The sequence below is a fragment of the Streptomyces sp. NPDC060184 genome (genome assembly GCF_042728795.1).
GTDB lineage: Bacteria > Actinomycetota > Actinomycetes > Streptomycetales > Streptomycetaceae > Streptomyces.
In genome coordinates, this window is sequence record NZ_JBHWYX010000084.1 from 1 (window position 1) to 12,925 (window position 12,925).

General features: G+C 69.6%; 5 protein-coding genes. 3 read left to right on the forward strand and 2 right to left on the reverse strand.

Annotation, left to right across the window (positions count from 1 at the left end):
• Positions 1-2,117 (reverse strand): AAA family ATPase (locus ACFWEE_RS32110; protein WP_386894695.1); only part of this gene is annotated, 2,117 nt, incomplete at its 3' end.
• Between the two features lie 528 nt (positions 2,118-2,645).
• Between ACFWEE_RS32110 and ACFWEE_RS32115 the strand changes: the two genes are divergently transcribed.
• On the forward strand, positions 2,646-7,514 hold the full coding sequence (locus ACFWEE_RS32115; RefSeq protein ID WP_386894689.1) for a ricin-type beta-trefoil lectin domain protein: 4,869 nt from the start codon (positions 2,646-2,648) through the stop codon (positions 7,512-7,514).
• 101 nt (positions 7,515-7,615) lie between these two features.
• On the forward strand, positions 7,616-10,789 hold the full coding sequence (locus ACFWEE_RS32120; RefSeq protein ID WP_386894691.1) for a DUF5010 domain-containing protein: 3,174 nt from the start codon (positions 7,616-7,618) through the stop codon (positions 10,787-10,789).
• 187 nt (positions 10,790-10,976) lie between these two features.
• Here the strand turns inward: ACFWEE_RS32120 and ACFWEE_RS32125 are convergent, their stop codons facing one another.
• A complete protein-coding gene (locus ACFWEE_RS32125) occupies positions 10,977-11,534 on the reverse strand; it encodes a TetR/AcrR family transcriptional regulator (protein WP_386894697.1) in 558 nt (185 codons plus the stop codon).
• A 215-nt stretch (positions 11,535-11,749) separates the two neighbouring features.
• On the opposite strand from ACFWEE_RS32125, the gene ACFWEE_RS32130 reads away from it, so the two are divergent.
• Positions 11,750-12,925 (forward strand): aldehyde dehydrogenase family protein (locus ACFWEE_RS32130; RefSeq protein WP_386894693.1); only part of this gene is annotated, 1,176 nt, incomplete at its 3' end.

The window sequence follows — 12,925 nt, forward strand, 5'->3', positions numbered from 1 at the left end:
TAGGGGTGGAAGGTGCCGGGGGGTGTGATGCCGATGGCGTGGAGGTAGGCGGATTCGTAGTCGCCTTCGGCGAGGGCGGCGGTGGTGCCGATGGCATCGGCGATCTGGGTGAGGAAGCCGACCCCGCGGGGACGGGCCCAGGTGTCGACGGCCGCCTGCAACTCACGCGCCCGCTCGACCTGTCCCCGCAACGCCGCCAACAACCCCAGATAGGCACGGTTGTGGTAGGCGAGCAGCATGTATCCGTGCGACGAGGTCAGTTCCAGATTGCGCAACCCGGTGCGCTCCGCCTCGGCCCACTCACCGACCGCGATCTGGTCCAGCATGATCAGGTGCAGCATCGTCATGCTGTTGCGTACGAAGCCGGTCTCCGCCTCGCGATCCACGGTCCGCTGGAGCAGCGGCCGGTACTGGCTGAGCGTGTCGACGTGATAGGCCGCGACCCCCAGGCGGGTCACGTCCCACGGCTCCATCTCCGGAAGACGGGCGAACTCCTCGTCCACCCGTCCTCGCACGCCCGCACCGTGGCGGACCACGTCGCCCCACGCGTCGCCGTAGACCAGTGACCGGGACGGGACCAGCCTGCCCAGCGCCCCCAGCCGGGCGCGGGTCTCCTCCCACTGCGCCGGGTCGGCGGCGTACTGGTCGATGGCCAGCAGAAGGTTCACCAGCCGGGTGAGCGTCTCGGACGCCCGGCCCGGTTCGCGGGCGCACAGCTCCGCCAGGGCGTCCGACACCCGGCGGTGCGTGTGCCGCACCTCTCCGTCCTCCCAGAGCGCCATGTACGCGGAGGTGACCACCGACGCCGGTGACTCGGCCGCGTTCGTGGCGGAGTCGGAACGCACGAGCCGCCGCGCCTGGTCGAACAGCCCCGCGTGACCGGCGGCGAACGCCGCGTCGCCGATCCTGCGGGAACGCTCCTCCCTCTTCTCGCTCAGCTCGGCGGCCCGGGTCAGCCAGGCCACGGCGGCTGCCGCGCCGCCACGCCGGGTCGCGGACCGGGCCGCCGCCTCCAGCGCGACCGCCACCTCCTCGTCGGGATCGACCGTCGCGCCCGCGAGGTGCGCGGCCCGTCTCTCGACGTCGTCGTGATGCATCCGGGACAGGACGGCGTGGGCCGCTCGGCGCTGGTTGGGGGTGGCCGCCTGCACCACGGTGGAGAGGATGACGGGGTGGTGGAAGACGAGGCCTCCGCCGGCCGGGTCGACCCGCAGCAGACCTGCCGCCACCGCTTCGTCGACGTCGCGCATTCGGTACTGCCCCGTGCCGGGGACGGGCGCGATCCCCGGCGTCGCCCCGACGCCGTCGAGAGCTCCGAGCAGCAGTTCCTCCCGGACCCGTGCGCTGAGCCCGTCCAGGCGTTCGCCGTACACCCGCTGCAGACGCCGGGGCAACGGCAGTGACACACCGAGGAGTTCGGCCGCGGTGACCCGCGACCCGACTCCGGTCAGAGGCGTGGGAAGTTCGAGCAGGGCCAACGGGTTGCCCCCTGCCTGCTCCAGCACCACCTGCCTCACGGCGGCGTCCAGTCGCGGATGGCGCAGGTCCAGCAGTCGGGCCGCCTCCTCCCGTGCGAGCGCGCCGACCGGATGTTCCGGCAGGGCGGCGGTGTCGAAACCCGAGGGCACGCCGGAGCGCAGGGCGAGGACGAGCTTCACCGAGTTGCCGATGAGGCGGCGCCCCACGAATCCGATCACCGCGACGCTCGAGGCGTCCAGCCACTGACCGTCGTCGAGGATCAACAGCAGTGGCACGGAGGAGGCGGCCAGGGAGAGCAGGTCCAGCACGGCGATGCCGAGCGACATGACCGACGGCGGCTGTCCCTCGCCGCGTCCGAAAACGGTGTGGAACACCGCACGGTGCACGTGGTCCAGGTCGGTGACGGCGGGAAGCAGGGGGTGGAGGAGCTGGTGCAGTCCGGCGAACGGAAGCCCTGCCTCGGCCTCCACTCCCGCGGCCCGGACCACCTGGTGGCCCGCTCGCTCCGCGGATTGCCCGACATGGTCCAGCAGCGCGGTCTTGCCCACGCCCGCCTCCCCCCGCAGGACGAGCGCCCGCCCTTCGCGGGCCGCCACGAGGGCGGACAGCAGCGCCTTCTCCTCGTCCCGGCCGACCATCGTCGTGAGCGACTCCACGGTGCCCCACTTCCCCTCGTCACCGGATCAGCCAGGTGTGTGTTCGCTCGGGAGTATGTGTGCGGAGTGTCCCTCGGGCGACATGCCGTACACCGAGACACGTCCGCTTCGTCGAGGTCGCGCCATCCTCCGCATGCCACCCGTCTCCTGGCACCCCGCAGAAGAATATAGGGGGATGTAATGATTCGTCATCGCCGACGAGAAACACGCCCCGGAGTGCGACTTCGAACTGCGGTCCGCCGGGCGGCATCGATCCCGGAGCTGCCCGCGTGTGACCGGGCACAACAGGCATCACCGCAGACTTCGGACTTCCTGACTTCTGCCGGGATGAACACCTGCCACAACAGGTCAGAAACACACACGGATACAAGATCACGTGTGACAGGGTGCACGGTGGCGAGCCCGCCGTATCCCTCGCGGGTGCCACGGCGGGGTGCCTCGCCTTCCCGTTCCGTCCGACACCCGTGACGGACGGAGGCCGACTCATCCTCCTCACCCTGGAGAGACAGCATGCAAGGTCCGAGACGCCGACGCGACGGCCGAAGGGCGACCACGGTCGCCATCGCCGTAGCCCTCGGTCTGACTCTGGCTTCCCCGTACGCCTGGGCATCCGCCCCATCGCCACAGGCCGCGCAGGGGGAGGTCGCCGCCGCGGCCACCCCCGTGTACCAGGACACCAGTTACTCCTTCGAGGAACGGGCGGCCGATCTCGTCGCCCGGATGACGCTGGAGCAGAAGGTCCGCCAGCTCATCACCAACGACGCCCCGGCCATTCCGGGCCTGGGCGTGCAGGGGTACACGTACTGGAGCGAGGCCCTGCACGGCATCCAGTCGCTGGGCAACTCCAAGAACGCCGGCAGCGACACCTCGTGGCCGGTCAAGGCCACCGGGTTCCCGACCAGCCTCGCCACCTCGATGGCCTGGGACCCCGCCCTCCAGTACGAGGAGGGCTCGGCCGTCTCCGACGAGGCCCGCGGCTTCCTCGACCCGTCACTTTTCGGCGTCGGCCGCAACAACCTCGGCTCGTCGGCCGACAACTACGGCTCGCTGACCTACTTCGCCCCGACCGTCAACAACGACCGCGACCCCCTCTGGGGCCGCCACGACGAGTCCTACGGCGAGGACCCCTACCTCCAGGCGCAGCTCGGCGTCCAGTTCGTCAACGGCTTCCAGGGCCAGAACACCGACGGTTCGTCGGTCAACGGCTATCTGAAGGCCGCGGCCACGGCGAAGCACTACGCCCTCAACAACGTCGAGGACTCACGCACCGCCATCAGTTCCGACGTCAACGACTCCCAGTTGCGCGACTACTACACCAAGCAGTTCGCCGCCCTCATCGGACAGGCACACGTCGCCGGCCTGATGACCTCGTACAACGCGATCAACGGCACCCCCGCGGTCGCCAACACCTACACCAACAACAGGCTGGCCAAGCGCACCTACGGGTTCGCGGGCCTCACCACCTCGGACTGCGGCGGGGTCGGCACCACCTACAAGCTGCCGAACGACGGCCACGACTGGGCGCCCGCGCCCTGGTCCACCAACGGCTCGAAGACCGACCCGCAGTGGATCGACGACGGGACCGGCGACACCGTCGACGCCCGCGCGGCCGGCCAGGCCTTCGCGCTGCGCTCGGGCAACGACCTCAACTGCAGCGGCGACGAGATGACCACCGCCAACGTGATGGAGGCCGTACGCGCGGGCCTGCTGAGCGAGGACGTGCTGGACACGGCGCTGGTGCGGGTCTTCACCGTCCGGATGAGAACAGGGGAGTTCGACCCCGCCGGCAGTGTCCCCTACACCTCCATCGACAAGTCGGTCATCCAGAGCGCGGCCCACGTGGACCTGGCGACCAGGGCCGCCGACGCGTCCATGGTGCTGCTGAAGAACAGCGCCCTCGCCGCGACCGGCAAGCCTCTGCTGCCGCTGAAGGCGTCCGCGGTGAACAAGGTCGTCGTCCTCGGCGGCCTCGCCGACACGGTCAGCCTCGGCAGCTACGGCAACGCCCCCGACAAGCAGATATCGATGCGGCAGGGCATCACCGACGCGCTCAGGGCCGCCAATCCGAGCGCGACCGTCACCTACGACGCGGCGGGCACCAGCACCACCAGCACCGCCGCCGTCACCCTCACCTCCGCGACCCAGGCGGCGATCAAGGCCGCCGACGCGGTCGTCGTGGTGGCCGGTACCGACCAGAACACCGCGAGCGAGGGCAAGGACCGCTCCGGTCTGGCCCTGCCCGGCAACTACGGCTCCCTGATCGACCAGGTCGCGGCGGTCGGAAACCCCAACGTGGTCCTCGACCTCCAGACGGTCGGCGCGGTCGACATCTCCGCCCGGCAGTCCAAGGCCGCGTCCATCGTCTACAGCGCGTACAACGGCCAGAGCCAGGGCACCGCCCTCGCCGACGTGCTGTTCGGCAAGCAGAACCCGCAGGGGCACCTGACCTTCACCTGGTACAAGGACGACTCCCAGCTCGCCGGGAAGAACTCCTACGGGCTGACCCCCGCCGAGACCGACGGCAAGGGCCAGACGTACCAGTACTTCACCGGCACCCCGTCCTACCCCTTCGGCTACGGCCTGAGCTACACGACGTTCTCCTACTCGGCGGCCCAGACCGACAAGAGCGGCGTCACCGCCGACGGCACGGTGAACGTCTCCTTCGACGTGACCAACACCGGCAACGTGCCCGGCGCCACCGTCGCCCAGCTCTACGCCGCGAACTCCTTCTCCGTCTCCGGTACGACTCTGCCCAAGCAGCGTCTGGTCGGCTTCAAGAACACCGGTGTCCTCGCGCCGGGCGAGAAGCTGCACATCACCCTGCCCGTCAAGGCCGCCGACCTGAGCGTGTGGAACCCGACGACCTCCAGGCAGACGGTCTTCCCCGGCACCTGGGCGCTGAAGGTCGCCTCCGACTCGGCCACCGTGCAGAGCACCGCCACGGTGACCGTCTCCGGCACTCTCACCCCGAAGGTCTCCACCGTCACCGTGCAGCCGGGCCGCCTGGTCTACCGGGCCGGGGAGACGCTGGACCTGACGGAGAAGAACCCCTGGATCAAGGACGACACCGATCCGGCGAAGGAGCAGCGGGACACGTCCCTCACGGCCGACGGCATCGTGGAGGCGGTCAACAACGACCAGTCCTTCGTGGACCTGCAGAACACGACGGTGACCTACTCCAGCAGCGACCCGGCCGTGGCCACCGTCGACTCCTCCGGAATCGTCACCGCGGGCGCCGACGGAGTGGCCACCATCAAGGTGACCGTGGGCGGGGTGTCCGGCTCCATGGTGATGGTGGTCAAGGGCTCCCTCGCCGTGCACACCCCGCAGTTCGTGCAGGCCGGACAGTCGGCCACGGTGACCACCACGCTCACCAACGGCACCGGCTCCGCGCTCGGCGGCGTGACCGTCGCCATGCCCGCGCCGGCCGGCTGGACCGTCAAGGCCACCACCGCGACCTCCTTCGCCTCCGTCGCGGCCGGCGCCTCGGCCACCACCACCTGGCTGGCCACCCCGCCCTCCGGCGTCTCCCCGGGTACCTATCCGCTGAACGCCACCGCCACCTACGACGGCGGTTCCCACACCGCCGACGGCACGCTTCTGGTGCCGTTCGCCTCGCAGAAGGCGGCCTACACCAACATCGGCGTCACGGACGACGCCGATCCCGCACCCGGCAAGTACGACGGCGGTGGGTTCAGCTTCTCCGCACAGGCGCTGGCCGCCCAGGGTCTCGCCCCGGGCACGTCCTTCACCGCCGACGGTCTGACCTACCAGTGGCCGGACGCCGCCGCGGGCACCCCCGACGCCATCGACACGAAGGGGCAGGCAGTCCTGATCTCCGGGACCGGGAGTGAACTGGGCTTCGTGGGCAGCGGCACCAGCGGCCCCCACCAGGGCATCGGCACCATCGTCTACACCGACGGCAGCACCCAGAGCTACGGCCTGAGCTTCTCCGACTGGTGGGACAACACCAGCGTCGCCCAGGGCGGCGGCCGTCTGGGGACCTACGACCACATCAACTCCCACGACGGCCGGGTGGACCAGAAGGTCAGCCTCTTCACGACCAAGGTGCAGCTGGCCGCGGGCAAGACGGTGCGGGCGGTGATCCTGCCCACGTCCGAGGACGGGGCGGGCGGCTCTCCGCAGGGCCACGTCTTCGCCATGGCCATCGGCGGTACCCCGCACACCCCGGCACCCAAGCCGGAGGGCCCGACGGGGCACGTGACCGGACAGGGCGACAAGTGCGTCGACCTGGCCGCCGGTCCGGCTGCCGGAGTCCAGGCGGTCCTCGCCTCCTGCGACGACGACGCGTCCCAGCAGTGGACCCTCGGCACCGACAAGACGCTGTGGAACCAGGGCAAGTGCCTGGCCACCGCCGAAGGCGGCACCACCAACGGCACCGACGTCGTCCTCGACTACTGCGACGGTTCGCAGGGGCAGCGGTGGGGGGTGGACGCGGTCAACGGTTATCTGGTGAACGCGGCGTCGGGGCTGTGTCTGGAGAACGGCAACGGGAGCACGGCGGACGGCAACCCGCTGATCATCTGGGCGTGCAACAGCGGTGACGCCGGTCAGAAGTGGAAGGTACCGTCGGCCGCGGTGTCGGGTCCCACGGGCCGGATCGCGGGCTACAACGGCAAGTGCGCCGAAGTCACGGGCGGTACGACAACCGACGGCACGTCGATCCAGCTGAACACCTGCTCGACGGGGAGCGGCCAGTCCTGGACGGCCGCCACGGACGGCACGCTGCGCGCGCTGGGCAAATGCCTCACGGCCGCGGCCGGCGGAACGGCGGACGGCACCGCCGTCCAGCTCTCCACCTGCACCGGCACCACCGGCCAGAAATGGACCACCGACACCAAGGGCCAGCTCGTGGGTTCGCAGTCCGGCAAATGCCTCGACGCCACCGGCCCCAGCTCCGCCAACGGCACCAAACTCCAACTCTGGGCGTGCGCGGCCTCCGACAACCAGCTCTGGAACGTGCCCTCGTCCCGGCCCACCGGGGTGATCAGCGGTTACGGCGGCAAGTGCGCCGAGGTCACCGGATCGCTCTCGGCCAACGGCACCGCGATCCAGCTGAACACCTGCTCGACGGGGAGCGGCCAGTCCTGGACGGCCGCCACGGACGGCACCCTGCGCGCACTGGGCAAATGCCTCACGGCCGCGGCCGGCGGCACCGCGGACGGCACCGCCGTCCAGCTCTCCACCTGCACCGGCACCACCGGCCAGAAATGGACCACCGACACCAAGGGCCAGCTCGTGGGTTCGCAGTCCGGCAAATGCCTCGACGCCACCGGCCCCAGCTCCGCCAACGGCACCAAACTCCAACTCTGGACCTGCGCCGCCACCGACAACCAACTCTGGAAACTCCCCACCTGACCCACCGGATCCACCGGAACCACCGGAACCACCGGAACCACCGGACACCGCATCGCGAAGAACAGTCCGGTGACGACTACCCCCTCAGAGGAACACACGTGTTGCGAAGACACAGAAGCTCCGCCGCGGCGCTCGGCCTGGCGGTCCTGACGACGCTGGGTCCGGTCGCCCTGGGTGCCGCCCCACAGGCCTCGGCCGCCCCGCAGGTCTCGGCGGCCGACACCCCGGTCGTGGTGGCCGGCGGCACCGTCCTGCCGGGAAGGGTCGCGGGCAAGACCGGCGCCCTCGGCGTCACTTTCGGCTTCTCCGACATCACCATGGCGGGTGGTCCCTACGACCAGCCCGTCAACAAGAACTACAACCAGCCGATGTTCCGGCCGAAGGCCGACGACCCCGCTTCCTTCTGGGACAACTACGTGGAGGAACTGGTCACCGCCGGAGTCGACTTCGTCGCCGTTGACCTGCGCGGCTTCGGCCCGGACAACGCCGTCCCGGACGGTGCCGGCGACCCCCGAGCCCTGACACCGCTGGTCGAGGCGATCGAGCGGCGCGGCGTCGCCGACCAGCTCAAGATCGCGGCGCTCGACGACACCCCGGCGACCCTGACCGACAAGAAGAACCGCGCCGTCCATCACACCGGCGGCTACGAACCCCCCTTCGACATCGGCGACGCGGACGGCACGGGGGAGGGCGGCTACCAGTACTTCTGGGACTACAACCAGCGGGAGTACTTCGACCGCGTCCCCGACGACATGCTCTACAAGGTCGACGGCCGCCCGCTCGTCTACGAGTGGTCGGTCAACGACTTCGCCTTCAGCAACCAGGGCGACGGCAACCTTTCCAAGCTCCTGCAGTACGCCCGCTCGCGCGCGAAGACCGAGTTCGGCATCGACCCGTACTACGTCGTCGACAGCAGTTGGCCGGACCGGGATCCCACCGTGGTCTCGCAGATCGACGGCATCAACAACTGGTTCACCCTGCCCACTGGCTGGACCAATGCCACGCACCAGCCCGTGGTGGACAACGGGCAGCTGAAGTTCGGCGACGGCTGGGAGTACCGGACCTCGGACGGCGCCGGTGACTACAAGAACACGTACCAGAGCAGCTCCCAGGCAGGAGCGTCGGTCACGTACTCCTTCATCGGCACGGGCGTGCAGTACCTCGCCCGCACCGACTTGGGCCAGGGCAGCGTCGACGTCTCCGTCGACGGGCAGACGCCGGTCACCGTCGCGCTGTCGAGCAGCGTGCTCAAGACCCAGCAAACCGTCTTCGAGAAGAAGGGCCTGACCGAGGGCACCCACACCATCAAGGTGACCAACAAGGCGGCCACGCCGGTCACCGTCGACGGGTTCAAGGTCCTCTCCAGCCGCCCGGCCACCGTCAACGGCCGCACCTTCGGCGTCGCCACCCCGGGGTTCCGGGTGGTCAACGACTCCGTCGACATGGTGATGGACGCGGATCACGGCAACCATCTCAACCGGACGCTGGACGCCACGGTCAACGGCGGCGCCGACATCACCCTGGTCGAGGGCTTCACCGACTGGGAGGAGAACGCGATGCTCGCGCGTACGGCCGAGGGCTCGTACGCGGAGCGGCTGACCGACTTCCCCAACCAGATGATCGACATCGTGCGGCAGTACTCCACCGACCCGTTCCCCACGAGCCTCAAGATCGAGGCGGAGACCGCGGACGCGTACAGCGGAGCCACCACTGGCAACTCGGGTGTCTACCGGAGCGGTGATCTCGATGTCGAGCCCACCGGTGACACCGGCGGGGGCTGGGACGTCGGCGACATCGCCGCCGGTCAGAGCCTGACGTGGAAGAGCGAGCCGATGCAGGGGACGGTCAAGCTCTCCGCGCGGGTCGCCACGCCGAACGACGGCGCTCAGGTCCGCTTCGTCGTGGACGGCGTGGCCGGGCCGACCGTCGCGGTGCCCAACACCGGGGACTGGCAGAAGTACACCAGCGTGGACGCGGGTACGTTCCAGTTCGCGGCCGGGACGCACCACGAGGTCCGGCTGGAGTTCCCGACCGGTTCGCTGAACGCCAACCACTGGACGGCCACCACCATCAGCCTGCCGGCCACACCGGCTCCGGCCGGTCCGACGGGGCACGTGACCGGGCAGGGCGACAAGTGTGTCGACCTGGCCGGCGGCAGCGTCGCCAACGGCACCCAGGTGGTGCTCAACACCTGCGGCACCTCCACCACCCAGCAGTGGACGGTCGCTTCCGACACGTCGCTCCAGGTGCTGGGCAAGTGCCTGACCACCCAGGACAGGGGCACGTCCAACGGCACCCGTGTCCAGATCGCTGCCTGCGACGGTTCGCAGGGGCAGCAGTGGGGGGTGGACGCGGTCAACGGTTATGTGGTGAACGCGGCGTCGGGGCTGTGTCTGGAGAACGGCAACGGGAGCACGGCGGACGGCAACCCGCTGATCATCTGGGCATGCAACAGCGGTGACGCCGGTCAGAAGTGGAAGGTACCGTCGGCCGCGGTGTCGGGCCCCACGGGCCGGATCGCGGGCTACAACGGCAAGTGCGCCGAAGTCACGGGCGGTACGACAACCGACGGCACGTCGATCCAGCTGAACACCTGCTCGACGGGGAGCGGCCAGTCCTGGACGGCCGCCACGGACGGCACCCTGCGCGCGCTGGGCAAATGCCTCACGGCCGCGGCCGGCGGAACGGCGGACGGCACCGCCGTCCAGCTCTCCACCTGCACCGGCACCACCGGCCAGAAATGGACCACCGACACCAAGGGCCAACTCGTCGGCACACAGTCCGGCAAATGCCTGGACGCCACCGGCCCCAGCTCCGCCAACGGCACCAAACTCCAACTCTGGGCGTGCGCGGCCTCCGACAACCAGCTCTGGAACGTGCCCTCGTCCCGGCCCACCGGGGTGATCAGCGGCTACGGCGGCAAGTGCGCCGAGGTCACCGGATCGCTCTCGGCCAACGGCACGACGATCCAGCTGAACACCTGCTCGACGGGGAGCGGCCAGTCCTGGACGGCCGCCACGGACGGCACCTTGCGCGCACTGGGCAAATGCCTCACGGCCGCGGCCGGCGGCACCGCGGACGGCACCGCCGTCCAGCTCTCCACCTGCACCGGCACCACCGGCCAGAAATGGACCACCGACACCAAGGGCCAACTCCTCGGCACACAGTCCGGCAAATGCCTCGACGCCACCGGCCCCAGCTCCGCCAACGGCACCAAACTCCAACTCTGGACCTGCGCCGCCACCGACAACCAACTCTGGAAACTCCCCACCTGACCCACCGGAACACCTGAACCACCGGATCCACCGGAACCACCGGAACCACCGGATCCACCGGATCCACCGGATCCACCGGAACAGAACGGATCATCCCGGGAGATGTGTATGCCGGGCCGGGCGGGAACATCCCCGCCCGGCTCGGCTTTCCTTTTCGTGCGCCTTGCGGAAGGCAGACCCGGTACGGTCACGCGGCTGAATCCCCTGGATCCGGCGGGCGGCCGTCGTCCCGGGGCGGGGACTCGGGCGACGGGCCTCCCGACGCGCCGACTCCCCGCAGAAAGGTGTCGACCACCAGATCGGCCGCTCGTCCGGGGTCCAGGTGTGCCTGCTCGTGCGAGGCCAGGTTCACCAGCTCGGGCAGCAGTGTGCCCGCCCAGCCCTCCGGCCGGTTCCCGCGGAGCAGGCCCTCGTCGGTGGCCCGGCACAGGAAGGTGTCGACCTCGGCGATACACGCGTCACGGCGTCGGCTGATGGTGTCGTCGGCGAGCATGCGGGCGAGGTCGACCGGCCATGTCCGGTTGACGACGATGATCCGCTCGACGTACCGGTGCAGGGCCACGGCGACAGGAGCCTCGCGCAGGCGGGCGCCCTCGATGGCCCGCTCGATGGCCGAGACCCGCGATTCGTGGATCGCGGCGAGGAGTTCCTCCCGACAGGCGAAGCGCCGGTAGACGGTGCGCCGGTCCACACCCGCCTCGGCCGCGATGCTCGCGACACTCGCGCCGGGATCGGCGGCGAGCATGCGCGCTCCGGTGGTCAGAACGGCTACCACGTTGCGTGCTGCATCGGCTCTCATCGGTCAACCGTACCTCCGATGAGGATTATCAATCCTCTATCCACACTCTTACGTGGCGCTAACAAATATAAGTGCTACATTGAAGTGGCAGTTGAACACCAGGCTCCACGCCCCGCAGGCACGGAAAGACCCGCAGGCACGGAAAGAAGAGAGAAACGCACATGATCACCTACGACAGGCTCTTCATCGGTGGCTCCTGGATCGAGCCCAGCAACCCGGAGCTGCTCGACATCGCCTCGCCGCACGACCAGTCGGTGATCGCCCGCGCCGCCCAGGCGCGGCCGGCGGACATCGACCGCGCGGTCGATGCCGCCCGGAAGTCCTTCGACAAGGGTGAGTGGCGACTGACTCCTCCGGCGGAACGCATTGCCGTACTGCGGCGGTTCAACGCGCTGCGTGAGCAGAACGCGGAGAAGATCGCGCACCTCATCTCGCTGGAGAACGGTTCGGCAGGCTGGTTCACCCGCGCCGGGCAGCCCGGTCTGACCCGGCAGGCGAACGCCTACCTGAAGGCGGCGGAGGAGTTCGGCTGGGAGGAGACGCTGGCTCCCTCCGACCCCATGTCCCCGACCCGCAGCGTGGTCCGCCGCGAGGCGATCGGTGTGGTGGCGGCGGTGATCCCGTGGAACTCGCCGTTCTCCTCGGCGACCTCGAAGATCATCCCCGCGCTGGTCGCCGGCAACTCCGTGGTTCTCAAGGTCTCTCCGGAGAACTCACCGAGCATGGGCTTCCTGGCGGAACTGCTGGAGCAGGTGGGCCTGCCCGAGGGTGTCATCAGTGTCCTGCCCGCGGACCGCGAGACGAGCGAGTACCTGGTCTCGCACCGGGACGTCGACAAGATCGCTTTCACCGGATCCACCCGCGCGGGCCGCCGTATCGCCTCCATCGCCGGGGAGCAGCTCAAGCGGGTCAGCCTGGAGCTGGGCGGCAAGTCGGCCGCCATCATCCTGCCCGACGCGGACGTCCAGAAGGCCGTCGGTGGCTTGAAGTTCGGATCGCTGCTCAACAACGGAGAGTCGTGCATCGCGCAGACCAGGATCCTGGCCCCGCGCGACCGGTACGAGGAGGTCGTCGCCGCGCTGAAGGAGCTGGTGGAGTCGCTCAAGGTCGGTGACCCGAACGACCCCGACACCTTCATCGGCCCGATGATCCGCCCCGATCAGCAGGAGCGGGTACGCAGCTACATCCAGCTCGGTATCGAGGAGGGTGCCCGTCTGGTCGCCGGCGGCCCGCAGATCCCCGAGGGCCTGGAGAAGGGCAACTACGTGACGCCCACCGTCTTCGCCGACGTCGACAACTCCATGCGCATCGCGCAGGAGGAGATCTTCGGCCCCGTC